The organism is Mycobacterium sp. BK086 (assembly GCA_004362315.1).
GTDB lineage: Bacteria > Actinomycetota > Actinomycetes > Mycobacteriales > Mycobacteriaceae > Mycobacterium.
Genome location: SNWL01000004.1, coordinates 882,300 through 906,435, shown reverse-complemented (window position 1 = coordinate 906,435; position 24,136 = coordinate 882,300). Strand labels below are relative to the sequence as shown.

The following is a 24,136-nucleotide window of genomic DNA, read 5'->3' as shown; positions in this document are numbered from 1 at the left end:
GTCGCTCGGCTTGTGGGCCATCGTCGGCCTGGGCCTGGGCTACATGACGCCCATGACGGTCTTTGACACCTTCGGGATCGTCTCGGGTGAGACGAACGGGGTGGTGCCGCTGGCCTATATCGTCGCGCTGGTCGCGATGGTGTTCACCGCCATCAGCTACGGCCGGATGACCCGCGTCTATCCGTCGGCCGGCTCGGCCTACACCTACGCGTCGGAAACCATCCATCCGAACTTCGGATTCGTGGTCGGCTGGTCCTCGCTGCTGGACTACTTGTTGCTGCCGATGGTGAACGCGGTCATCGCGCGGATCTACTTCGAATCGTTCTTCCCGTCGGCTCCGTCATGGCTTTTCGTCATCGCCTACGTCGGCGGCATCACCGCACTGAACTACCTGAGCATGAAAGGCACGTCGCGGGTCAACGGCATCCTGGTGGTGTTCCAGGTGGTGCTCATCGGTGCCTTCCTCGTCTTGGCGTCGGTGGCGCTGAGCAAGGGGGTCGGCCACGGCACGATCTTCACCCTCGACCCGCTCGTGCATGAGGGCGTGGAGATGCAGGCGGTGATCGCCGGCGCGACCGTCGTGTGCTTCTCGTTCATCGGCTTCGACGCGATCACGATGTACGCCGAGGAAGCCAAGTCCCCGGATGTCGTGCCCAGGGCGATCGTGCTGGCGCTGCTCATCGGCGGTGCCATCTTCTTCGCGGCGGCGTGGTTCGCCCAGTCGGTGTTCCCGACGCTCGACGGCTTCGAGGTCACCGACGACACGCTGCCCGAAATGGCGTTGAAGGTCGGCGGCATGCTGTTCAAGGTCTTCTTCGTGTCAGCGGCCCTCGCTGCGGTGGTCGCCTCGAGCCTCGCCTCGCACGCGAGCGTCGCGCGGATGATCTACGTGATGGGCCGTAACGGCAAGGGTCGATTCGGCCGGTTCCTGTCCTACATCCACCCGAGCTTCCTCACGCCGACACACGCGGTGATCATCGTCGGGATCGTGTCATTGCTGGCGGTGAAGTTCACCCTCGAATTCGCCTCCTCGATGATCAACTTCGGGGCGCTCATCGCCTTCACCGTGGTGAACCTGACCATCATCGTGTTCTTCGCTTTCCGCATGAAGAAGCGGCGCACACCGAAGGAGATTTTCACCAATATCGTCCTGCCGGCGATCGGCATGTTGCTCACCGGGGCGCTGTGGATCAACCTGCATTTCGATGCGCTGCTGTACGGCGGGATCTGGCTGGCGATCGGGATCGTCGTACTGCTCGTCCTGACCAAGGGATTCACCGAGCAGCTGACGATGCGTATCGAAGAAGAGACGCTGGCCGAGGAGGGCACACCCGTCGAACACATCAAGCACGGGAAAGAATGACGCCGCTGTCTTCGATTTGCTGAATCACTGAACTTCGCAATCGGCGTCCTGGGAAGGGCTGACCGAGCGCACAATTGTGTACGAAACGTCGTGTAGAGGTCTTGGGGGAGGACGTCGGGGTGCTTGTTCCGGACGAGGCGCGGGAGGGATCACCGGTCCCCGTGCTGACGGATGGCGTCGCCCCCATGCCCGCGGCAATCGAGAGCAAACAAACAGTTTTGGTGGTCGACGACGACGCCCGACTGCGCGACCTGCTGTGCACAGTCCTGACCCCGCTGGATTGCGAGCTCGTACAAGCGGGTTCGGGTGAAGAGGCACTCACGGCGCTGCTGCAGCGCAAAGTCGCGGTCATCGTTCTGGACATCAACATGCCCGGTATGGGCGGATTCGAGACCGCCCAACTCATCCGGGAAGCCGACGAGCTGGCGTCGACGCCGATCATCTTTCTGACCGGTCAGGCCGACGACAAAGATCTGAACCGCGGCTACGACCTCGGAGCCGTCGACTATCTGCTCAAGCCGGTTTCCTCGGCGGTGCTGTACGCGAAGGTCAAGGCCCTCCTGGAGCTGGACCGGTCCTTCGCCCGGCTCCGGATCGAGGCCGCGCGGCTGCACGAACAGCAGCTGCAGATCGCCCGTGCTGCCGAGAGCAGGCAGCGGGAGGAATTGGCCCTGGCGCGACGCCGGGCGCGGCTGGCCACCATCTTCACCGAAGGCAGCCTGGATCTGGCCTCCCTGGAGAAGACCATCGTCATCGAGTTGAGCAGGATTTTCGGGGCCGAATGCCTCCTGCGCCTCCCGGTCCGAGACAACGAGTGGCACGACTCGTTCTCGGATCCGGACTCGGATCGGACGCCGGAAGCCGTGCAGGCGTGGCTTGCCGAGCAGGTGGCCGGTGTGGCCAAGGGCGTGACACCGCATGCGGCGGTGTTGGTCGAGGAGTTGATGGCCCGCGGTGAGCACGTGGGCTATGTCTGTGTCGGTCGAACCGATGGGCCCCCGTTCTCGGAGGTCGAAGCCGCGTTGTTCCGCGGCGTTTCGGCCGCCGCCGCATTGGCGATATCCAACGCGACCCTGTTTCGGGTGCAAGCCGAGTACGCCGCGGTCATGCAGGCAACCGCTGACGCGATCCTCGCCGTCGACGCCACCGGTGCCATTCGTAGCTGCAACAAGGCTGCCACCGCGCTGTTCGGTGGCAACTCCGACTCGTTGATCGGCCAGTCCATTGTGGAGCTCGCTGTCGATCATGATCGGGACCGGTTGCGTGAGCAGTTGGACCTCACCCTTGCGGCGCACCAAGAGATTTCGATGGAGATGACGTTTGCGCCCAACGCTCGGCGCCCCGTCGATGTCCTGATCACGCTGTCGCCCATCGGCGACTCGGTCGACCTGCACGTGGCGGTCGTGGTCCACGATCTGACCGAGATCAAGCAGGCGCAGCTGGTGATCAGCCATCTGGCAAGCCACGACCCCCTGACGGATCTGGCCAATCGCCGACAGCTGAATGAGCGACTTGCGGTGCTTGCCCGCCAGCGGGGCGAGGGAAAACTCGCGGCGCTGCTGTACATGGACGTGAACAGGTTCAAGGCGGTCAACGACACCTACGGTCACGACACGGGCGACGAGTTGCTTGTCGAGATCGCCGCGCGACTGCGGGCTGCGGCGCGCAGCGATGCCCTGGTCTGCCGAATCGGCGGCGACGAATTCATCGTTCTGTTCGAAGAGGTGCCATCGACCAGCGCGGCCGTGTCGGCGGGGAACCGCATCTTGCAACGGGTCCAGGAAGAGCCCGTGCGGTGTAAGAATGTGACTCTGAATCCCTCACTGAGCATGGGCATTTCGTGTCTCGGCGGGAGTGCGCACACGCCTGAGGAGCTGCTGTCCCAGGCCGACATGGCCATGTTCGAATCGAAGAAGAACCGGCTGGACGAATGTGTGCTTTACACCGACCTGATCGGGTCGCGGCACCAGGGAAAGGTAGACCTGCGAGCCGAGGTGGCCGGCGCCATCGCGCGGTCCGAGTTCCGGATGGCCTATCAGCCGATCATAAACTCGGCCACCGGAGCGCTTTTCGGGCTCGAGGCCCTGGTCCGCTGGCGGGTCGGCGACGAAGAGATGCCTGCTACGGACATCATCGCCTTGGCCGAGAGCGCGGGACAGATCCGTCCGTTGAGCCGCTGGATCGTCGCGCGTAGCTTCGCGGACTTTGCATCGCTAGGGCGAAGCGATTTGAAACTGCATGTCAACCTGTCGCCGGATCACGTTCTCGACGGCAGCCTCCTCGACGATCTGATCGCCGCGCAGCAAGACAACCGGATACCTCCGGATACGATCTGTCTGGAACTCACCGAGCGGACGTTCTACGGTGATCCCGCGCCAGCGCGTCTGGCCCTGCGGCGTGCCCGCAACGCCGGATTCAATTTGGCGATAGACGATTTCGGCATCGACCACGCGAGCATGACCAACCTGCTGCACATCCCCGTCGATTGGCTGAAGATCGATCGCACGTTCGTCGCGCAGCTCGATGACAACCCTGGCGTGCAACGGTTGGTGCGCAGTCAGATTGCGCTGGCCGCCTGTATGCAGGTCGATCTGATCGCCGAGGGTGTCGAGAATCAGAAGCAGGCCGACTGGCTTCGGGAGGCAGGATGTGTTCTGCAGCAAGGATTCTCGTATGCACATCCGATCGAGGCGGATGACCTTGCCACAGGGTTGAAGCACTGGGCAGTGGGACGGACAGATCAGAGTACCGGCGAAGGCTAGGGTGATATGAAGCTTGTGACGCGATTGGCGGCCGGGGGCGGGGTCGCGATCCTTGCAGTCATCTTGGCGAATACCCTCTACACAGTCCAGCTCGCGCGGATCACCTCGCTCTACGAAGAGCGTGCCGACGCGCGAAATGCGCAAGTCGCCGCACTGGACACCCAGCGGGATCTTCAGGCATTGCTGGTCGCACACGATCGGCTGCTGTTCTCCACCGATCCCTCTCAGCGGGCCGAGCTCAAAGCGGTACTGGACGAACGTGATAAAGCTGTCGATGCCGAACTTCGGGCCGGCGCCCAGGCCGACGGTGACAGCACCGTCCGCATGCAGTATCAGCAGGCGTTGGGGACGTGGACCACCTTCCAGTCGAACTATCGAGCTGAACTGCAGAACGTCCAGAACACCGCGCAGGCAGCAGCTTCCGCACGGGATCTCGGGGGCCAGGTGGCGGTGTTGGAGAACCAGCTGCGCCAGGTCGAGGAGCAGACAGTCAAGGCGGTCAACGTTGCCAACGAAAGAGCCGGGGCAGCAATTCGATTCACCCGTGGGATCCTCTGGATCTTCGCCAGCGCCATCGTCTTGATCCTGGGCATCGTGATGTTCTTCATGGCCCGCAACATCCACCGCGCCGTGACATCCGCGGCCGAACAGACGGAAAGGTCGCGTCGCTCCAAGGAAATTCAGGCGGACCTGATGACCGAAGTGCAGGTTGCCACTGATCTATCCACCGCCGGCGCGACGATCGTCACACGCACCGCGGAGGCCCTCGGTGCCAAACACGGCGCACTCTATCTACGCCAGCCCAACGACGACAGGTTCGCGCTGACCGCGTCGTATGCCTTCCACCGCCGCAAGGATCTGCCCAACTCCTTCGGACTGGGCGACGGTCTGGTCGGTCAATGTGCGTTGGAAGGCAACCGGATCGAGGTGAGCGCTCCGGGCGACTACGTCGAGATCGTCTCCGGACTGGGCAAGACCGTCCCGGTGTCGTTGATGCTGATCCCCATCAAATTCGAGTCCGAAGTGCATGGTGTGCTGGAGCTGGCCAGCCTCCGTGAGTTCACCGCAGATGACGTCGAGTTGCTGGAGAGCATCGCGATCGGCGCCGGGGTGGCCATCAGCGCCATCGAATCAGCCCAGAAGACCCGGGACCTGCTGCACCTGTCGCAGGCCCAGACCGAAGAACTTCAGGCGCAGGAAGAAGAGCTCAGGACGGCCAACGAACAGCTGCAGCGCCGCGAAGATCAATTGTCCTCGCAGAACGCCGAATTGGAAGAGACGACGGAGGAACTGCGCTCCCAGCAAGAGGAGCTCCGGGCGAGTTCGGAGCGGCTCGAGACCCAGGCCCACACGCTGGAGAGCAAGAACTCCGAACTGCATCGCCTCAGCCAGACGTTGGAAGCCAAGGCCGAGGAACTCGCGGTCTCGTCGCGGTACAAGTCGGAATTCCTGGCCAACATGTCGCACGAGCTGCGGACACCGCTGAACAGCATCTTGATCCTGGCGGGGCTGCTGGCCGATTCCGACGACCAGCTCACCCCCAAGCAGCAGGAATTCGCCGAGACGATCCAGCAATCCGGCAAGGATCTGCTCAATCTCATCGACGAAGTCCTTGACCTCGCGAAGGTGGAATCCGGCTCGCTTCGCCTTGAGCGCGAAGTGATCGACGTCGGCGAGCTGGTCGAATTCCTGGAGCGCACGTTCCGCCCCATCGCGGAGCACAAGGGCATCGGCTTTCACGTTGCGTTGGGAGACGACGCCCCACACCGACTCACCAGTGACTACACCCGGGTGAAGCAGATCGCGAAGAATCTGGTCGCCAACGCCATCAAGTTCACCGATTCGGGATCGGTGACCGTCGAGCTCTCCGCAGCGGGCGACGCGTACGGCGCTGCGGGCGACGGCTTTCTGTCACTGGCTGTTGTCGACACCGGAATCGGCATCGACCCTGAAGACCACCACCTGATCTTCGAGTCGTTCCAGCAGGCGGGCAAGGGCTCGGCCAGGCAGTATGGCGGCACCGGCCTGGGACTGGCGATCAGTCGTGAACTCGCGCGCAATCTCGGGGGTGAGATCACGCTTCGGAGTGCCCTTGGTGAGGGATCGACGTTCACCTGCTATCTCCCCGTCGATATCCCGCAGGCAGACGGAGCCGAGCAGCCCAAGCCGGAAGGCGCTCCAGTGGCGCCGGCCCGCGCGGTGTCGTCGAACGGCGAAAGGGTAAGCGCGGAGCGGTCTTCGGAGAACGCGGCCGCACTGGGCCGGATCGAGGACGTGGATACCTCCGCGGTCGACTGGCCACAGGGCACCAAGCCCGTGTTGTTGGTCGTCGAGGACGACCCGACCTTCGCGAGCATGCTGGCCGAGCTGGCCAAGGAGGCCGGATTCGATGCCGTCATCACGCCGAGCGGCCGGATGGCGTTGGCGTTGGCGAAGGAACGCAAACCCGCCGCCATCACCTTGGACATCGGGCTGCCCGATATGGCCGGCTGGGTTGTCCTCGACGTCCTCAAGCACGATCTCGCGACGCGCCACATCCCGGTCAACGTTGTTTCCGGGACGAACGACGACGGCCGTGGACGCCGGATGGGTGCCATCCAGACTCTGAACAAGCCCGCCGATATCGCCGCGCTCCGTTCGATGTTCGCGTCGGTGGCGGATTTTCTGAAGCCCGGACCACGGCACGTGCTGGTAGCCGAGGACGACGCCAGCCAGCGCCAGGTCGTCAAGCACATGATCGAAAGTGACGACATCGCGATCACCTGTGTCGGTACCGGGGCACAGGTGTTGGCGGAACTCGCCGGCGAAACTTCTTACGATTGCCTCGTGTTGGATCTCGGCCTGCCTGATATCGACGGGATCGACCTCATCGAGCGGATCAAGAGCCAGCTGCAGGAGAAGAGCCTGCCGGTGATCGTGCACACCGGGCGCGAGCTGACCGCAACGGAAACGCAGCGTCTGGAGGTCCTGGCATCGGCCATCGTGTTGAAGAACGCGAAATCGCCCGAGCGGCTGTTGGACGAGACTGCCCTGTTCCTGCATCGCGTCGCCAACGACATGCCCGACTCGGCACGTCAAATCCTGTCCAACCCGCGGCGTATCGACGAATCGCTCGAGGGCAACACGGTTCTTTTGGTCGACGACGATGTCCGCAACGTCTTTTCGCTCGGCAGCGCGTTGAAGCGCTACGGCATCACGGTGATACCCGCGAGCAACGGGCAAGAGGGGATCGACAGCCTGGCCGCCCATCCCGAGGTCGGATTGGTGCTGATGGACATCATGATGCCCGTCATGGACGGTTATGAAGCGATGCGCCGGATCCGGTCGGAGGTCCGGTGGCGAAGCTTGCCCATCGTCGCGCTCACCGCGAAGGCGATGAAGGGTGATCGCCAGAAGTGTCTGGACGCGGGCGCATCGGACTATGTCACCAAGCCTGTCGACATGGACCAACTCACGTCGGTGCTGCGGGTCTGGCTGGCCAGCCGGCCACGCGGAGAGCAGAAGTCACCAAGTGTCAGTGAGTAATTCGGCCGAGGCAGCCGACCCCGATCGATCCCGAGAGCTCACGGCGATCGAGGCCGAAGCGTTCTTCTACACGGTGTTCGAGCATCTCGGCTACGACTTCCGGCACTACAGCGATGCCTCGAGAAACCGACGGTTGCTGGCCTTCGTCGACAAGCACGCTTTGGGCACGATCTCCGAGGCGCAGGGTCGGATCCTGCGTGATCCCACACTGTTGGCCTCATTCCTTTCCACGATGACGGTCAACGTCACGGAGATGTTCCGGGATCCACTGGTGTTCGCCAAGATTCGGACGGAATTGCTGCCCAGGCTGGCAACCTATCCGAGCATCCGGATCTGGATCGCCGGCTGCGCGACGGGCGAAGAAGCGTATTCGATGGCGATCCTGCTCGACGAGGCCGGTCTGCTGGACCGGACGACCATCTACGCCACCGATATCGACAGTGACTCGTTGCGAATCGCCGCGTCGGCGATCTACCCGGCGGATGCGATGGTCGGTGCCACCCGCAACTACCAGGTCAGCGGTGGCGAAAGACCGTTCTCGGACTGGTACATCGCGAAATACGATCGGTGCATCCTGAGCCCGGCGCTGCGATCGCATCTTGAGTTCTTTTCGCATAATCTCGCCACCGACAGCGCATTTGGTGAGTTCCATTTGATCATGTGCCGAAATGTCTTCATCTATTTCGAAGAGGCGTTGCAGCAGAGGGTCGAGCGGATCTTCGCCGAAAGTCTCACGCCCTTCGGCAATCTCGCCATCGGCCCGCGTGAAGGTCTGACCGCTGACGGCGCACGCCTGTTCAAACCACTGGACCGCCGCCTGGGGATCTATGTGAAGAGCCAGAACCAGCATGCCCGGGTCTGATGTCGTCGTCATCGGCGGCAGCGCAGGCGGAATAACCGCCCTGCGTGGCATTTTCGAGACATTTCACGACATCCGCGACAGGTTCGTCTTCGTGGTCCTACATCGCGCACCGCAGTATGGCGGGCTTGCCGAAGTGCTACAGGGGTTCACCACCATTCCGATCCACGAGCCGAGCACCAGCCCGTGGAAATGCACCTCAGGCGAAGTGACCTTGGCTCCGGCCGGCTACCACTTGCTGGCGGGCAATGAGCGACGGCGTGCCAGGGAGCCGCACACTCCTATCGAGCAATACGACACCGGCCCGGGCGTGCGCGCACACCTGACCTTGGACGGGCCGGTCCTGTGCTCACGTCCGTCGCTGGACGTGTTGTTCGCAAGTGCGGCCCAGCTCGTCAATTCGGTTACGGCCGTGCTACTTTCCTGTGCAAGCGAGGACGGTGCCGACGGCTGCCAGATCGTGAAAGCGGCCGGCGGCCGGGTGGTTCTTCAAGATCCGGCGAGCTGCGAGGCCGCGATCGCCGTCAACGCGGCATTGCGCAAGGTGGAACCGGATCACGTCGCCGACCCGCAAGGGATCGGGCGCTGGCTCTCAGCGGAACCGGACGCTCATCGTCGCTAGGCCGAAGATCTTGCGGCCGTCGGACTTTGCCGCCACAAGGACGACACCGGAGCGGGACTCCGGATCCAGCGATTTGATCTTGCCGCTGAATTCGATGTCCGCGCCCTCCTTGGCCGACACCACCGCGGGCTGGGACAGCCGCACGGCGAAGCGGGTCACCGCTCCGGGGTCGCCGGACCAGGTGGAGTGAAAGCCGGCGCCCAATCCCATGGTCAGCATCCCGTGCGCGATCACGTCGGGCAGCCCCGCCAGCTTGGCGATGTCCTCGTCCCAGTGGATGGGATTGGCGTCACCAGCCACCCCGGCATAGTTCACCAGGTCGCCGCGCGAGAGCCGCGTGTGGTGCACTGCCAGTTCGTCGCCGGCCTTCACGTCGTCGAACGACGGCGTGCCCGGCGTACGGGTCAGCCCGCCCTGGGAGATCCGGATCTCACCGGCCGGACGGACCTCCTTCTCGTACGCCCCATCCGATCCGGGGATGTCGAGGATGTTCATGTCGTGCATCATGGCCTTCTGCACGGCTGCCTTGACTCCGGCGTCGATGTCCTCGCCGGTCACCCCGACGACGGTGGTGTGCAGGGTGTGCACCCGCTCGCCGTCGGTGTCGGTGAAGGTATTGGTGACGGTGATGAAGTCCCGGCCTGCCGTCCGGCGGACCGATGTCAGCTCGACGTCGATCACCAGTTCGTCGCCGGCGACGATCGGGCGGTGCTGCTCGAAAACCTCTTCGGTCTGTAGGTAGGTGTCGTAGCCGACGACGATCTCTTCGAACATGCGCCGATTGCACTGCATGCCCGGCGCCGAGGTGAACGTCAACGGTGCGATCACGTCCGAATAGCCCAGTTCGGCCGCGGCGGCGACGTCCCAGTGCGCCGGGTGGTAGTCCTGCACCGCCCGCGCGTATTCGCGCAGCTTCTCGCGGCCGACGAGGTAGGTGCCGTCCATCTGGTAGTAGTGGCCGACACGCGCCTCGAGCGGCGACGTTTCTGCTGGTGCGGTCATGAATTGCTCAACTTTTCTTTTCGCGAGTTCGCTGAAGCCGACCAAAGCACACTAACGCGCGCACACCGGGGCAATACACGCCGATACGATTCGGCTGTCTAGGAGATCCGAACGTACCGCGGTTGGGGTGAGCCATGACCGGAGCGCCGACGGCCTGCCCCTATTGCGGGGCTGACCTCGACGGCACTGGAACGTGCGCGCGCTGCGGAGGGGTGACGACACCGACCTCGCCGACCGGGTGGCGCCCCGACCCGACTGCCCGCCACGAGGGCCGCTACTACGTCGCGGGCCGGCCGACCCAGCGGGTGCGCAACGGCAGGGCCGAATCCACCGATCCCACCGGTGGTCGGATGCTGCCCGCCTACGTCGAGGTGCCCGCCGCGCGATCCAGTATCCGATCGACGTGGCTGGCGACCGGTGTGACGACCGCGGTCATCGTCATGGTCGGTGCGGTGATCGGTGCGCTGCTGTGGGCGCGCCACCGGCCTTCGCAGCCGCCGGAGATCGACTACGTCCAGGCGCTCGAGACCGCGGGATTGATGAACCAGTTCAATTCCGAGGCCAATGCCGTCGCGCATGGCCATGACGTCTGCACACAGCTGGAACACGGGGGTCCGCAACAGGGACTGCTGGCCGACAAGATCGCGGTCGACTCGTTCTGCCCGCAGTTCAACGAAGGTTTCCGCATCCTCGAATCTGCAAAGATCTCAGGGGTTTTCGTGCTCACCGACAGCCTGGGCACAGGATCGATCGAAGCCGACGGGCAGACCTGTCACGGCATAGACGGCTACGCCGACGTCGGCCGCAGCACGCCGGTGACCGTGAAGAACGGGAAGGGCGAAATCCTCACGTCGACATCGCTGGGTCCTGGGACGGGAAACAGTGCGACCTGCACTTTCTCGTTCACCTTCCCCATCACCGAGGGGCAGGACCGTTACGTCGTATCCGTCGGCCGCCGAGGCGAATTCAGCTACAGCTTCGACCAACTCCGCGGTCACGGCGTGCAGATCAAGCTCGGGCGCTGAGTTCATCGGAATATACTCAGCGCGCGCGGGTGTTGTGGACGACAAGACTTGGGAAAAGGAGAACGTCGATGACAGAGCAGATCACCGCACTGGTAACCGGTGCCAATCGCGGTTTGGGAAAGCAGCTGGCGGCCGAGCTGGTCTCGCGCGGGGCCAAGGTCTACGCCGCCGCGCGACGGCCGGAGACCGTCGACCTGCCCGGTGTGGTGCCGATCCAGCTCGACATCACCGACCCGGCATCGGTACGTGCGGCGGCCGCGATCGCCGGCGACGTCACCGTGTTGGTGAACAACGCCGGTGTCTCGACCCAGGCCGACCTACTCACCGGACCGATCGAGGACATCCGGTTGGAGATGGAGACGCACTACTTCGGCACGCTGAACGTCAGCCGTGAGTTCGTACCGGTCATCGAAAAGAACGGCGGGGGCGCCGTCCTCAACGTGCTGTCAGTCCTCGCCTGGTATCACCCGCCCACCTCGGGCGCCTACTCGGCGGCGAAGGCCGCCGCCTGGGCATTGACCGATGCGTTGCGAACTGAGCTCGCGCCGAAGGGAATTCACGTCTCCGCCCTGCATGTCGGTTATATGGACACCGACATGGTGAAGTACATCCCGGCCGAGCAGAAGATCGATCCCGCACTGGTCGCGAAGCAGGCCATCGACGGGCTGCTGGGCGGTCAGGCCGAGATCATCGCCGACGATCTGTCCCGGCAGGTGAAGGCCGGCTTGTCGACCGCGAACGCCTAGCGATTTCGGCGCGTTTTCGTTCGCTCAGCGGCGGTTTACGCGCCGAAACCGCGGATCAGTCGTCGCCGGCGGCGACCAGTGGACGAAGCCGCACGGCGGGGTTGTCCTCTTGGAAGCCCTGCAGCCGCCACTTGGTGGTGAACAACGCGAGCATCACGCCATCGGTCCGGGTGAGGACTTCCATCGACACTTGCTTTTCGGCGACCGCCGCGTCGTCGGGCTCGATGGCGCGGGCCACGGTGTACGGCAGCCCCTCGAGCGAGATCGGCGCATTGAATTCGGTGGCCATCCGGTGGCTGGCGACCTCGAACTGCAGCGGTCCGACGGCGGCGAGCACGGGTGACTGGTCGCCGCGCCGGTCGGATCGCAGAACCTGCACCACGCCTTCCTGCTCCAGCTGCTCGATACCTTTCCGGAATTGCTTGTGCTTACTCGGATCGGTGCCTCGGGCAACGGAGAAGTGCTCGGGGGAGAAGCTCGGGATCGGCGGGAACTGTACGGGCACGTCGCGGTAGAGGGTGTCGCCCGGCCGGAGCACGTTGGCGTTGGCCAGACCGATCACGTCGCCGGGCCAGGCGTCGTCCAGCGTGGAGCGCTGCTGGCCGAACACCGACTGTGCGTACTTGGTCACGAACGGCTTGCCGGTCGCGGCGTGGGTGAGCACGTCACCGCGCTCGAAGGTGCCCGAGCAGACCCGCGCGTAGGCGATGCGGTCGCGGTGCGCGGAGTCCATGCCCGCCTGAACTTTGAAGACGAACGCGCTGAACGGCGCGTCGACCGGTCGCACCATGCCGTCGACGTCGGCCTGGCCGCTGGGCGCGGGTGCGAGTCGGGTGAGGTTGTCCAGGAGCTGGTTGACGCCGAAGTTCAGTGCGGCCGAGGTGAACAGCACGGGCGTCGTGATGCCTTGCAGGAAGAGGTCCTGGTCGTGGTCGCCGTCGTCGGCCGACAGCAGTTCGCACTCCTCGACCGCGTTGTCCCAGTCGATCCCGGCGGAGTCGTGGGCCCGCTCGGGCGCGATGTGTTCCTCGGGCGCCGCGGTGGCACCGCCGGCGGTGCGGGTGAAGCGGATGAAGTTGCCGGTGCGACGGTCCAGAACGCCCTTGAAGTCGCCCGCGATGCCGACCGGCCATGTCAACGGGGTGGGCTTGAGCCCGATGCGCGCGTGGATCTCGTCGAGCAGCTCGAGTGCGTGGCGCCCGGGGCGGTCCCACTTGTTGATCACGGTGAGGATCGGCAGGCCGCGAGCCTTGCACACCTGAAACAGCTTGAGCGTCTGCGGTTCCAGGCCCTTGGCCGCGTCGATCAGCATGACGGCGCAGTCGACCGCGCTGAGCACCCGGTAGGTGTCTTCGGAGAAGTCGGCGTGCCCGGGGGTGTCGAGCAGGTTGATGACGCAGTCCTGCCCCTCGGGTGAGTGGTAGGGGAACTGCAGTGCCGTCGAGGTGATCGAGATACCTCTGGCCTGCTCCATCTCCATCCAGTCCGAGACCGTGGCACGTCGTCCGGCCTTGCCGTGGATGGCGCCGGCCTGGGTGATGATCCGCGCGTGGAGGACCAGCGCCTCGGTGAGCGTCGATTTACCGGCGTCGGGGTGGCTGATCACGGCGAAGGTCCGCCGCCGGGCGGCTTCGGTCGCCAGCCGGTTAGCCGCGGCCGCCCCGCCCGGGGTGCTCCGTATATCCAGGTCTTGATCGCTCATTGCGTGGTCGATGGTATTTGCCGACGACGCAAAACCTCTAATCGTGGCGGTGTGCTGCTCAGGCCGCGATCGTGGATTGCTGCGCCGGAGTGACGTAGGCGGTGATGGTCTGGTAATCGTTGGCCGCCCAGGAGCTCATGAACACGTCCATCTTCATGGCGATCCCCGGGTTGTTGAATGCGCTGTCGTTGACGTACACGATGTTCTTGATCGTGTCGATGCCCAGCACGGTGATCGCGTGATTGGCGGTGACGGCGTCGCCGGGTGCGGCTCGGCCCCAGGCGATACTGGCGTTGACCGTCACGATCACCGACTCGCCTGACGTCAGCGCGGCCTTCACGTTGTTGATCGCGTTGGTGCCCTGCCCCTTGGAGTACTGGGTCGATGTCGCGGTGATGCCGTGATTCTCCAGCAGTTGCAGAGCGTCGGCGTACGCGACGTACGTGTCCGCGACCGGGTCGTAGATGTACTTGTCGGGGTAGACGGTGCTCGGTGTGGTGGCGGCCTCGTCGGTGATCTGCTGTGCGGTGGGCATCTTGTCGGCACCGAGCAGTTGCCCGATCACCATGCCTGTCGACATCAGGACACACCTGTTGGTCTGGCCCTGGTAGAGGAACAGTCCTTCTTTGGCGGCCGGATTGCCGATCAGCCCCGGCGTATCGTCTGCCGGGATGTCCGGGGTCACCGGGGGCCGGTACGGGCCGACGATGGCCTCGAGGTCGTAGCGCAGCGTGGTCAGGTTGTCCCGGATGCCCTCGATCTGGTGCTTGACCAGAAGTTCGATATTCGTGCGCAGGGTGTCCAGATTGCGTCGGGCGGCGTCCAGACCGGCCACGATCGCCTGTTGGACCTCCGCCGGGGTGGGAAGGCGTTGGGCGCGTGACTGTTTGGCGGCCGTAGTGGGAGTGGCGGCGGCGCTGGACGGCGTGCTCACTGCGCTCACCGAGGCGGCGCTGACCGCGGTCGTCGTGCGCTTTGTGGGCAGCTGCATCACCGCCGCCGAGGCGGGCTTGGGCTTCGCCGATGTGCGGGCGGCGGCCGGCTTGTGCGTGCGGGCGCTCGAGGCCGAGGAACTACTCGTCGCGCTGTGCCCGGAGTCATCCGGGGCCGCCGCGGCAACCGCAGCGCCGGCACCCGACGCGATCAGCAAGCCCGCTCCGATCGCGAAGCCGAATGTCGCGATTCGCCCGGCTCGTTTCCTGGAAGTCATGCTCATGCTGCGATCGCCTCCCGGGTGGCTTGTGCTGTGGCGGGTGCCGGTTCGGCGAGGATCGCGGTGTAGCGGCTGGCCTGCCAGGCGTCCAGGAAGTCTTCGATCGACATCGTGAGGTTCTGGCCCTGCGGGTTCGCGCCGTCGTTGAGGTAGACCAGATTCTTCGTGATGTTGATGCCGAGAAGCACCGCCTGGTGTTCGGTCGTCCACTGTTCCTGACTGCTGGTGTTGCTCGAGACGACCGTGCCGTTGATGCTCACGATCACCGATTTGCCTTGTGAGAGTGCGGTTTCAACCGTGTTCAGGGCCCGCTGCTCCTGGGACTTGGTGTAGTAGACGGTGGTCACCTTGACACCGTGGTTCTCCATGAGCTGGACGGCGTCGGTCGCCCACACCCAGTCGTAGGTGTTGGTGCCCAGGTACATCGCTCGGCCGGGTCTCGCGACGCTGTCGGTGTTCATCGCTTCGTCGATGATGTTCTGCGCGGTGACGGTCTGACCGGTGATCGCGCTGATCACCATGGCCGCCGCCATCAGATTCGAGGTCTGGGCACCCCCGGCCGCCCAGTACTGGGCGTTGGCGAGGTTGCCGTAGATGATCTGCCTGTTGGGGTTGAAGACCCGCTCCAGGTCGATGCGCAGCGTGACCAGATTGTCCTGGAAGCCGATGATCTGATTCTGTACGAGCGTCTCGATCTTCTGGCGCAGGTCGTCGAGCCTGCGACGAGCCGAATCAAGCCCCGCGACGATGGTCTGCTGGACCTGGTCCGGAGTCGGTAGTGCGGCAGCGCGTTTGACAGTTGCTTGCTTGGTGGACGTGGCCGGTGTGGCGGTGATGTCGTCGGTCGCTGCCGACGTGCTGGCCGCGGGTTGCGAGTGCTTGGTGTGCAGGTGTATGACCGGTGCCGAGACGTCACTGCTGCTGACCGTGCGGGCCGGTTTCGGTTTGGCTGTCTTGCCGGTGGCGGGCCGAGCCGAGCGTGCCGATGACGATGCACTGTTCGATGCCGAGGCGCTGGTGGTCGACCCGTGGCTCGCGTCATCCGGCGCGGCCGCGGCTACCGCGGCGCCCGCACCCGAAGCAACCAGCAGGCCGGCGCCCACTGCGAAGCCGAATGTCGTAAGTCGTCCAGCACGCTTGATGGAAGTCATTCGGCCCCCGCTCCGTCCATTCTGGTTAACACCCTCAGGCTGCGAGTGTGGTTTGCGAGGATGCCGCGGCGACGGCGGTGATGGTCGTGTAGGAGTCCGCCGCCCAACCGCTCAGGAACACCTTCATCGGCAGTGCCATGCCCATACCCTTGCTCTGCTCCCAGGCGCTGTCGTTGACGTAGACGACGTTCTTGTTCATGTCGATTCCCAGCACGGTGATCAGATGGTCACCCGTGTATGCGGTGTCAGGCGCGTCGTTGCCCCAGATGATGTCGGCTTTGACCGACACGGCGATCGCGTCACCTCGAGTAAGCGCCGCCTTGAGATTGGTCAGCGCGAGATCTCCTTGGCCCCTGGTGTATTCGGTCGACTTCGGGGTGACCCCGTGGGTCTGCAACAGCTGGAGTACATCGGTGGTGCTCACGAAGGTGTCGTTCACGCGGTCGTAGATCGGCTGGCCCGGCTTCGTGTAGCTCGGCGTGGTCGCCGCCTCGTTGACGATCTGCTCCCAGGTCGGCATCGCGTCTCGACCATAGATCTGCCCGATGAGCATCGCGGCCGTGGACAGAGCGCACGTGTTGGTCTGCCCCTGATAGATGAAGTAGCCCTCCCGGCTGCGCGGTGTGCCGATGACGCCCGGCGTTTCATCCGCCGGGATGTCGGGGTTGGTCGGGCGCCGGGCCGGAGCGAAAATCGCGGCGAGATCGGACCGAAGAGCGGTCAGGTTTTGGCGCAAGTCGTCGATTTGGTGCCGGATCAACAGCTCGATATTGCGGCGCAGGGTGTTGAGATCCCTTGCGATGTCCAGGGCCGCCCGCGGCGCCCGGGCGGTGGTCGGAACCCGTTCCGCCGCTGCTTGTTTGACTACGGGAGCGGACGCCGAGGTGAGCTCGCCCGACGCCGGAGCCGGCTTCGTGCTCACCGCCGTGGCGGCCGACGCGGGCTTGGTCTGCAGCTTCACCACCGGTGCCGCCGTGTCGCTACCGGTTGTCACTATGCGCGTTGGCTTGGGCTTGCCGGCTGCGCCGGTCGCGGGCCGAGCTGATCGCGCCGAGGACGCTGAGCTACTCGACGCCGCGGAGCTGGTTGCGGTGTGCCCGGAGTCTTCGGGCGCCGCGCTGGCGACCGCGGCACCGGCACCCGCTGCGATCAGCAGACCTGCTCCGACCGCGAACCCGAATGTCGTGATCCGCCCGGCACGCTTGCTGGATTTCATGTTGACCCCCGCCAAATCACCTTCAATGAGAACTGTTGAGGCCGCCCGGTCGGTGATCATGCGGCGATGGCTTCGGTCGCAGGCGACACCGTCTGTGGCGTGACTGGTGCCGCCACCGCGAAGGTTGCGTTGTAGAACGAGGTGCGCCAGGTGTCGATGAACTTGTCGAGTGGCATCGTGCGTTGTTGGCCGCCCTGCGGCAGTGCGCCATCGTTGAAATAGACCACGTCGTTGGTGATGTCGATCGCGAGCACCACCACGGGATGCTCTCCGATCTCCTCTTGTCCGGGATCTGCGAGCGAGACGGCCGGACCGTTGACGGTCACGATGACCGACTTGCCCTCAGCCAACGCGGTTTCCAGGGCCGCGAGTGCGCGGCGCCCCTGGGTGCGGCTGTACGACGTCGTGGTCACGCTGACGCCGTGGTTCTCCATCAGCTGGTATGCGTCGGCCGGCCAAACATAGTCCGGTGTGGTCGGACCGAGGTACATCTTGCGGTTCGGCCGAGTGGTGCTGTTGGTCGCCATCGCCTCCGTCACGAGGGAATCCGCAGTCACCGTCGCACCGGTGAGCCGGTTGATCACCATTGCCGCGGCCATCAGATAGGCGGTCTCGTCCGCCTGCGCCACCCAATATTGGGAGTTGGCGGGGTTGCCGTAGATGAGCGGCTTGTTGCTGAAGACGCGCCGGAGGTCGATCTGAAGGTCCAGCAGGCTGTTCTGGAATCCGACGATCTGGTTCTGAACCAGCGTCTCGATCTTTCCGCGCAGGTCGTCGAGGCTCCGCCGCACGGAGCCGAGACCGTCGGTGATGGTCTGCTGGAACTCGGCCGGAGTCGGTAGTCCGGGAACACGTCGAGGCGCGGCCCGTTTGGCCGCCGCGGGAACAGAGATCGTGTTCTCAGTGGTCGGCGAAGCTGCGGCCGCATTGGCCGGAGCCGGTGAGCGCTTCGTCTGCAGCTGGACGACCGGTGCCGAAAAATCGGTGCGCGTGCTCGCGGTGCGCGGCGGTTTGGGCTTGCTCGCTGTGCTCGTCGACGTACGGGCCGAGCGGGCAGATGACGCCGAACTGCTCGACACCGAGGAAGCCCCGCTCGACGCGTGGCCCGAATCATCCGGTGCGGCGGCGGCCACCGCGGCACCAGCCCCAGAAGCGATCAGCAAACCACTGCCGATTGCGAATCCGAATGTCGTCAGTCGCCCAGCCCGCTTGATGGAAGTCACGTCGGCCCCCGCCCACATCACTGCGAATGAATTTATCGGCGCTGACAATAGCGGCATTCCTGGACGGCCGTCCAGGGTTTCGCCTTTGCTACCCACCCCGACTACCCGCCGCTAGTTAACATTTCAACGACGTCGACGTGTCCTGGCGTCAACGTGATGGTGGCAATGGAGTGGGGGCGCGACGCCGATCCCGCTACGCTGACGCGCGTGGACGGGCAGACCGGAATCGAGATCCAGGTCGGACTGACGCCGGGCCAGAAGGTCATCGGCAAGCTGCTGCATGCCGCCCACCTCGACGTGATCGGTGAGTGGGTCGCGCGGGGGAGTACCGCCGTCATCGAGGTCGATGGACAGCGCACCGAGGAACCGTTCTACGAAGCGCATTTCGTGGCCTGTGCACCTGGCGAACACGCAGTAGAGATGTTCATGCAGGGCAGGGGCCCCGCGTCGGACACCGTCGCGGACAAGATCTACGGCACAAGCCTTTCGACGAACGTCGAGGACGGCCGCGTCACCGTGCTGCTGTACACGCCCGAGGACGGAATGGGTGCGACGCTCACGTTTGTGGAGACCCGGCCTGCCTGATTCGTGGCCGCCGGAAAAGCGCACGGGCTCAAGACATCTCGGAGAGCACCGATAGCCGGGCTGTGACCGCCGACACGCTGACTCGACACTCGCCTCATTCCGCCGTCCAATGTAGGGAGCGGAATACGAGGAAAGTCGAGACGAAGTGCCGAATACGCGGCTGCTGGTGCCGGGCCAGACATGCTGGCGGAGCGCTGTCGCGACCAAGTTCGCCCCGGTCATCGACGGTGCGGATTACCTAGCCCACGTCAAAACCGCGATGCTGCAAGCCCGGCGGCGGGTGATGATCATCGGCTGGGATCTCGATTCCCGGATGACGTTCGAGGCCGGCGAATCGACCCTGCCAGGGCCCAATCACCTAGGGCTGTTCCTGCACTGGCTGTTATGGGGCCGTCCCGAGTTGAAGGTGTACCTGCTGAAGTCCAACCTGCGTCTCCTTCCGGCGTTCGACGGCTTCTGGTTCGGCGTCACGCCGGTCGAGCTGGTCAACCAAATAACCTCGCGGAGACTGCGTTTGGCCGTCGACGGGGCCCACCCGACCGGTGCGGTGCACCACCAGAAGATCGTGGTGGTCGACGATACGGTCGCCTTCTGCGGCGGCATCGATCTCACGCTCGGGCGCTGGGATACTCGCGCGCACCTTCCCGACGACGAGCGCAGGCAGGCGGCCGGACAGCCCTACGGACCGCGGCACGAGGTGGCCGCGGTGGTCGAGGGTGCGGCCGCGGAATTGCTTGCCGAGCAGGCGCGCGACCGATGGCATGCCGCGACCGGTGAAGCATTGCCCCCGCTCACGGGCGAGGAGCCGGCCTGGCCGCGGGAACTGCAACCCGCGCTGCGCCACGTCGAGGTGGGGGTCGCCCGTACGTTGCCGACGCTGCCCGACCGTCAAGAAGTCCGCGAGGTCGAGGCCCTGAACCTGGCCGCGATCGCGGCCGCCCGCGACGTCATCTACCTGGAGAACCAGTACCTAGCGGCCCGCAGTCTGGCAGAGGCGCTCGCGGCGCGGCTGCGAGAGCCGGACGGTCCCGAGGTGGTGATCGTGCTGCCGCGCAGCTCCGAAAGCCGCCTCGAACAGCAGTCGATGGACAGCGCCCGCGAGCGTCTCATCCGCGTGTTGTGGGACGCCGACGAGCACGGCAGGCTCGGCGTCTTCTGGCCCGCGGTCAAGGGCGGAACCTCGGTGTACGTGCATGCCAAGGTCATGGTCATCGACGACCGGTTACTGCGGATCGGTTCGTCCAACCTCAACAACCGGTCCCTGGGCTTTGACAGCGAGTGCGACATCGCCCTGGAAGCGGTCGGCACGGACCGCGACGACGTGCGGCAGCTCATCCTCGCGACCCGCGACGGCCTGGTTGCCGAGCACCTGGGTGTGCCAGTCGACACCTTTCAGCGGGAGATGTTGCGGCACAACTCATTCCTGCAAGCCACCAACTCGCTACGGGGAACCGGCCGGTCCTTGAGAAAATTCACCGAGTTCATGGTGTCGGCCGACGCGAGCCCGTTGGCCGAGAACGAACTGATGGACCCCGATCAGGTGCCACCGTCGATCGGTCAGAGTGTGTGGAATCTGGTCAGTGGTGTGGCCACGTGGCCATTGGAACGCGCTTCCACACTCTGGGGCCTCCGCAGAATTCCCGACGAGCCGACACCGACCCGCACAGAATGAACTGACTAGCCCTTGGCCGCGACCGCGACGCGGGGCTTGACCTGCGGTGCGGGAGCGGCTGGCGCACTGCGCAAATGACGTGCCAAACGACGATCGTGACGGGCAATCCTGCGGTCGAGCACCCGCAGTTCACGGTCGCTCAGTGAGCGATTCTTGCGGACCAGCAGGTCGAGCTGTTCCCAGCTCAGCCCGTCGAGGTCACCGTCGGCATCATGGGTGGCGACCACGATGGACCCCGGCAGCAGGGGTACCGACTTCGCGGTGAATTTCGTTGTTGCCAGGAGCAATTCAGTGGCGCGCGCGTTCACCCGGCTCTGGCAGCGGGCGGTAGACGGGCTGAACCAGAAGTCGAACTGGCGGTCGGTGCTGGTCAGGCAGTGAAGCTGATGGTTCTGAACGAGACGATCGATATCGGCCTTGGTGTAGGCGCGGGTTTCATAAACGGGGCCGCGGGTGCTGAAGTAAAGGACTGTATTCATAGCGGTAATCCATTCGGCTCTTTCTTCGCTGGTCAGGGCGGCGCCGAAGCATCGGCACCTGTGACTAAAGTTACCCATGTTGCATATGGGATAAACCGTGATATCGATATGGAAACGATGTGTTTTAGCTGACAGTTACTTGAGCCGGGCGTCGTCGTCTTCCCAGAGCAACAGTTGGCGCACGGATTCGCGGGTTCCATAGGGTCGCAGCATCGAGCTTGCCGGGCGTTGACGCACGCGCAGCGGCCACCAGAACCAGCGCCCCAACAGCGCGGCGATCGACGGGGTCATGAACGACCGCACGATCAGTGTGTCGAACAGCAGGCCCAGGCCGATCGTGGTGCCGATCTGGCCGAGCACGAGCAGGTCGCTGAAGACGAACGACGCCATCGTGAACGCGAACACCAGGCCCGCGGCGGTGACAACGCCACCGGTACTGGCCATCGCGCGGATGATGCCGGTGTTGAGCCCGGCGCCGATCTCCTCTTTGAACCGCGATATCAACAGCAGGTTGTAGTCCGATCCCACGGCCAGAAGCAGAATCACGGCCAACGCCAACACGACCCAGTACAGCGGCATGCCGAACAGGTACTGCCACACCAGAACTGAGAGCCCGAATGAGGCACCCAGGGACAGCGCCACCGTACCGACGATCACCAGCGCGGCGACGATGCTCCTGGTGATGAACATCATGATGAGCAGGATCAGGGACAGCGCGGCGATCCCGGCGATCACCAAGTCGTACTTGGCCATCTCGGAGATGTCTTTATAGGTCGCCGCGGTGCCGCCGATGTAGATGCTGGATCCGGCCAGCGGGGTCCCCTTGATCGCTTCCTGCGCGGAGTGCCTGATCGCTGCGATATGCGAAAGACCTTCCGGGGTGGCGGGATCCACGTCGTGGGTGACGATCATCCGGGCCGCTTTGCCGTCAGGAGAGAGGAACAGCTTGAGCCCACGCTGGAACTCGGCGTTGCCGAACGCTTCCGGCGGAATGTAGAAGGAGTCGTCGGTCTTGGCGGCGTCGAACGCCGCGCCCAGGGCGGTCGAGTTCTGCAGCGCCGCCGCGGCCTGGTCGTAGAGGCCGGACTGAGTAGCGTAGTTGGTCATCGTCAGGTCGCGGTTGGCCTGCTGGGTGTCGATGTTCTGCGGGATCAGGGCCAGCAATTTCGGTTGCAGCGCATTCAGCTTGTCCAAACTCGCTGTGACATTGGCCAATTGGTCAGTGAGCGCGTCGATGCCGTCCAGCGCGTCGAAGACCGACCGGAACGCGGCACAGATCGGGATGTCGAAACAGTGTGGTTCCCAATAGAAGTAGTTGCGAAGCGGCCGGAAGAAGTCGTCGAAGTTGGCGATCTTGTTGCGCAGATCCTGGGCCACTTCGACGGTCTTGTGGAACGCCTCCACCTGTTCGTTGGTGGCTTCGGAGCTCTGCTGCTGCAGGGTGTACTGCTGACGTAGGATGTTGATCGACGTGTCGATCTCGCTCACCTGCTTGACGAGGTCGGCGGCGCGCGCCTGCTGGAACGGCAGATTGTTGATCTGGCTGAGGCTGCCGGCGCTGATCTGGAATGCCAGTGAGGTGTGGTCCAGCGGCGTTCCCAGCGGCCGCGTGATGGACTGGACCATCGCGATACCGGGGGTATGGAAGACAGCCTTGGCGACCCTCTCCAACAGGATCATGTCGGTGGGGTTGCGCAGATCGTGATCGGTCTCGATCATCAGCAGCTCGGGGTTGAGCCGGGCTTTGGAGAAGTGCCGTTCGGCGGCCGTGTAGCCGACGTTGGATGGGGCATCGTCGGGCATGTAGGCGCCGACGTCGTAGCTGGTCTTGTAGCCGGGCAGCGCGAGCAGGCCGATCAGCGCGATGGCCAGGGAGACAACGAGAATCGGGCCGGGCCAGCGCACGATGGCCGTACCGATCCGCCGCCAGCCACGGGTCTTCGCCCGCCGCTTGGGGTCCATCAGCCCGAAGTGACTGCCAATGGTCAGTACGGCGGGGGCCAGGGTCACCGCGGCGATCAGCGCGATGAAGACACCGATGGCAGCGGGGATGCCGAGACTCTGGAAGTAGGGGTTTCGGGTGAAGTTCAAGCAGTAGACCGCACCGACGATCGTCAGGCCCGAGCCCACGATGACGTGCGAGGTGCCGCGGTAGGTGTCGTAGAAGGCGGTCTGCCGGTCAACACCCGCCGAGCGCTCTTCGTGGTAGCGGCCGACGAGGAAGATCGCATAGTCCGTGCCGGCGGCGATCACCAACAGCGTGAGAATGTTCGTCGAATACGTCGAGAGGCCGATGAATCCGGAGTTGGCCAGCCACGCCACTATCCCTCGGGCAGCGGACATTTCGATGAGGACGGTGATCAGCATCAGCAGCATGGTGACCACTGAGCGGTAGACGATCAGCAGCATGATCGCGATCACGCCGATGGTCAGCAGGGTCACCTTCGTCGTGCCCTTGTCACCGGTCTCGAATTGGTCGGCCACCTGTGCTGCCGCGCCGGTGACGTACGCCTTGACGCCGGGCGGCGCCGGCGTGTGGTCAACGATGTCGCGGACGGCGTCGACGGAGGCCAGCGACAGCGCTTCGCCCTGGTTGCCGGACAGGAACACCTGAACGTAGGCGGCCTTGCCGTCGGGGCTTTGCGCTCCCGCGGCTGTCAGCGGATCACCCCAGAAATCCTGGACGTGCTGGACATGCTTGTGGTCGGCCTCGACGCGCCGGACCAGCTCGTCGTAGTACGCGTGCGCGTCGGCCCCCAGCGGTTGGTCGCCCTCGAGCACGATCATTGCCGCGCTGTCGGAGTCGAACTCGCCGAACACTTTTCCGATTTGTTTGAACGCCTGCAGTGACGGTGCGTCAGCCGGGCTCAACGCCACGTTGTGCTCTTCGCCGACGACCTCGAGCTGCGGCACGAGCGCGTTGGACACCGCGGCGATGACGAGCCAGACCAAGAGGATCGGCGCGGCCAGCATCCGGCACGCGCGCGCCGC

The 24,136-nt window shown here is 64.5% G+C and carries 18 protein-coding genes; 10 read left to right on the top strand and 8 right to left on the bottom strand.

Features of this window, described 5'->3' with window-relative positions:
• The first annotated feature begins 10 nt into the window (after nt 1–10).
• From EV580_RS15105 to EV580_RS15085, 5 genes are all read left to right on the top strand, one after another.
• Nucleotides 11–1,363, top strand: a complete 1,353-nt coding sequence (locus tag EV580_RS15105) for an APC family permease (RefSeq protein WP_208114613.1) — start codon at nt 11–13, stop codon at nt 1,361–1,363.
• Nucleotides 1,364–1,548: 185 nt separating this feature from the next.
• Nucleotides 1,549–4,125 carry a two-component system response regulator gene (locus EV580_RS15100; protein WP_133691965.1) on the top strand — a complete coding sequence of 859 codons (2,577 nt, stop codon included), beginning with the start codon at nt 1,549–1,551 and terminating at the stop codon, nt 4,123–4,125.
• Nucleotides 4,126–4,131: 6 nt separating this feature from the next.
• On the top strand, nt 4,132–7,650 hold the full coding sequence (locus tag EV580_RS15095; protein WP_133691964.1) for a response regulator: 3,519 nt from the start codon (nt 4,132–4,134) through the stop codon (nt 7,648–7,650).
• Nucleotides 7,643–8,512 (top strand): CheR family methyltransferase, encoded by an 870-nt coding sequence (locus tag EV580_RS15090; RefSeq protein ID WP_133691963.1) that lies wholly within the window; start codon nt 7,643–7,645, stop codon nt 8,510–8,512. Before EV580_RS15095 ends, EV580_RS15090 begins: the two co-directional genes overlap by 8 nt.
• Nucleotides 8,499–9,131 (top strand): chemotaxis protein CheB, encoded by a 633-nt coding sequence (locus tag EV580_RS15085; RefSeq protein WP_133691962.1) that lies wholly within the window; start codon nt 8,499–8,501, stop codon nt 9,129–9,131. The genes EV580_RS15090 and EV580_RS15085 overlap by 14 nt, the downstream gene beginning before the upstream one ends.
• Here EV580_RS15085 and EV580_RS15080 read toward each other — a convergent pair.
• Nucleotides 9,102–10,133, bottom strand: a complete 1,032-nt coding sequence (locus EV580_RS15080) for a fused (3R)-hydroxyacyl-ACP dehydratase subunits HadA/HadB (RefSeq protein WP_133691961.1) — start codon at nt 10,131–10,133, stop codon at nt 9,102–9,104. The two genes, EV580_RS15085 and EV580_RS15080, sit on opposite strands and share 30 nt — an antisense overlap.
• Before the next feature lie 134 nt (nt 10,134–10,267).
• On the opposite strand from EV580_RS15080, the gene EV580_RS15075 reads away from it, so the two are divergent.
• Complete coding sequence (locus EV580_RS15075) at nt 10,268–11,158, top strand: DUF732 domain-containing protein (RefSeq protein ID WP_133691960.1); 891 nt, start codon at nt 10,268–10,270, stop codon at nt 11,156–11,158.
• Nucleotides 11,159–11,226: 68 nt separating this feature from the next.
• Nucleotides 11,227–11,904 carry an SDR family oxidoreductase gene (locus tag EV580_RS15070; protein ID WP_133691959.1) on the top strand — a complete coding sequence of 226 codons (678 nt, stop codon included), beginning with the start codon at nt 11,227–11,229 and terminating at the stop codon, nt 11,902–11,904.
• 55 nt (nt 11,905–11,959) lie between these two features.
• On the opposite strand, the gene EV580_RS15065 is transcribed toward EV580_RS15070, so the two are convergent.
• Genes EV580_RS15065 through EV580_RS34245 form a run of 5 tightly spaced genes read right to left on the bottom strand, consistent with a single transcriptional unit; the run spans nt 11,960 to nt 17,977 of the window.
• A complete protein-coding gene (locus tag EV580_RS15065; RefSeq protein WP_133691958.1) occupies nt 11,960–13,606 on the bottom strand; it encodes a peptide chain release factor 3 in 1,647 nt (548 codons plus the stop codon).
• Nucleotides 13,607–13,664: 58 nt separating this feature from the next.
• The gene (locus EV580_RS15060; RefSeq protein ID WP_286171567.1) at nt 13,665–14,822 is read right to left on the bottom strand and encodes a C39 family peptidase; all 1,158 of its coding nucleotides are present in this window, start codon (nt 14,820–14,822) and stop codon (nt 13,665–13,667) included.
• Nucleotides 14,819–15,970 (bottom strand): C39 family peptidase, encoded by a 1,152-nt coding sequence (locus EV580_RS15055; RefSeq protein ID WP_133691957.1) that lies wholly within the window; start codon nt 15,968–15,970, stop codon nt 14,819–14,821. The genes EV580_RS15060 and EV580_RS15055 overlap by 4 nt, the downstream gene beginning before the upstream one ends.
• A gap of 34 nt (nt 15,971–16,004) precedes the next feature.
• On the bottom strand, nt 16,005–17,186 hold the full coding sequence (locus tag EV580_RS15050) for a C39 family peptidase (RefSeq protein WP_255525240.1): 1,182 nt from the start codon (nt 17,184–17,186) through the stop codon (nt 16,005–16,007).
• 56 nt (nt 17,187–17,242) lie between these two features.
• On the bottom strand, nt 17,243–17,977 hold the full coding sequence (locus EV580_RS34245; protein ID WP_286171566.1) for a C39 family peptidase: 735 nt from the start codon (nt 17,975–17,977) through the stop codon (nt 17,243–17,245).
• A gap of 79 nt (nt 17,978–18,056) precedes the next feature.
• On the opposite strand from EV580_RS34245, the gene EV580_RS34240 reads away from it, so the two are divergent.
• The 3 genes from EV580_RS34240 to EV580_RS15035 all read left to right on the top strand — a co-directional run bounded on the left by EV580_RS34240 (nt 18,057) and on the right by EV580_RS15035 (nt 20,666).
• Nucleotides 18,057–18,524 (top strand): hypothetical protein, encoded by a 468-nt coding sequence (locus tag EV580_RS34240; protein ID WP_255525241.1) that lies wholly within the window; start codon nt 18,057–18,059, stop codon nt 18,522–18,524.
• 92 nt (nt 18,525–18,616) lie between these two features.
• Nucleotides 18,617–18,994 (top strand): hypothetical protein, encoded by a 378-nt coding sequence (locus EV580_RS15040; protein WP_133691954.1) that lies wholly within the window; start codon nt 18,617–18,619, stop codon nt 18,992–18,994.
• Between the two features lie 145 nt (nt 18,995–19,139).
• Nucleotides 19,140–20,666, top strand: a complete 1,527-nt coding sequence (locus tag EV580_RS15035; protein WP_133691953.1) for a phospholipase D-like domain-containing protein — start codon at nt 19,140–19,142, stop codon at nt 20,664–20,666.
• 5 nt (nt 20,667–20,671) lie between these two features.
• Here the strand turns inward: EV580_RS15035 and EV580_RS15030 are convergent, their stop codons facing one another.
• Both EV580_RS15030 and EV580_RS15025 read right to left on the bottom strand, forming a co-directional pair.
• Nucleotides 20,672–21,145, bottom strand: coding sequence for a hypothetical protein (locus EV580_RS15030; protein WP_133691952.1), 474 nt, complete (start codon nt 21,143–21,145; stop codon nt 20,672–20,674).
• Between the two features lie 135 nt (nt 21,146–21,280).
• Nucleotides 21,281–24,118 (bottom strand): MMPL family transporter, encoded by a 2,838-nt coding sequence (locus EV580_RS15025; protein ID WP_166654741.1) that lies wholly within the window; start codon nt 24,116–24,118, stop codon nt 21,281–21,283.
• Nucleotides 24,119–24,136 lie beyond the last annotated feature (18 nt).

What these genes read in the sequence shown, in the direction of transcription:
- EV580_RS15100 (WP_133691965.1), top strand. Translation starts at nt 1,549, where the DNA reads ATGCCCGCGGCAATCGAGAGCAAACAAACAGTTTTGGTGGTCGACGAC.
- EV580_RS15095 (WP_133691964.1), top strand. Translation starts at nt 4,132, where the DNA reads ATGAAGCTTGTGACGCGATTGGCGGCCGGGGGCGGGGTCGCGATCCTT.
- EV580_RS15085 (WP_133691962.1), top strand. Translation starts at nt 8,499, where the DNA reads ATGCCCGGGTCTGATGTCGTCGTCATCGGCGGCAGCGCAGGCGGAATA.
- EV580_RS15080 (WP_133691961.1), bottom strand. Translation starts at nt 10,133, where the DNA reads ATGACCGCACCAGCAGAAACGTCGCCGCTCGAGGCGCGTGTCGGCCAC.
- EV580_RS15075 (WP_133691960.1), top strand. Translation starts at nt 10,268, where the DNA reads ATGACCGGAGCGCCGACGGCCTGCCCCTATTGCGGGGCTGACCTCGAC.
- EV580_RS15070 (WP_133691959.1), top strand. Translation starts at nt 11,227, where the DNA reads ATGACAGAGCAGATCACCGCACTGGTAACCGGTGCCAATCGCGGTTTG.
- EV580_RS15065 (WP_133691958.1), bottom strand. Translation starts at nt 13,606, where the DNA reads ATGAGCGATCAAGACCTGGATATACGGAGCACCCCGGGCGGGGCGGCC.
- EV580_RS15060 (WP_286171567.1), bottom strand. Translation starts at nt 14,822, where the DNA reads ATGAGCATGACTTCCAGGAAACGAGCCGGGCGAATCGCGACATTCGGC.
- EV580_RS15055 (WP_133691957.1), bottom strand. Translation starts at nt 15,970, where the DNA reads ATGACTTCCATCAAGCGTGCTGGACGACTTACGACATTCGGCTTCGCA.
- EV580_RS15050 (WP_255525240.1), bottom strand. Translation starts at nt 17,186, where the DNA reads ATGAAATCCAGCAAGCGTGCCGGGCGGATCACGACATTCGGGTTCGCG.
- EV580_RS15030 (WP_133691952.1), bottom strand. Translation starts at nt 21,145, where the DNA reads ATGAATACAGTCCTTTACTTCAGCACCCGCGGCCCCGTTTATGAAACC.
- EV580_RS15025 (WP_166654741.1), bottom strand. Translation starts at nt 24,118, where the DNA reads ATGCTGGCCGCGCCGATCCTCTTGGTCTGGCTCGTCATCGCCGCGGTG.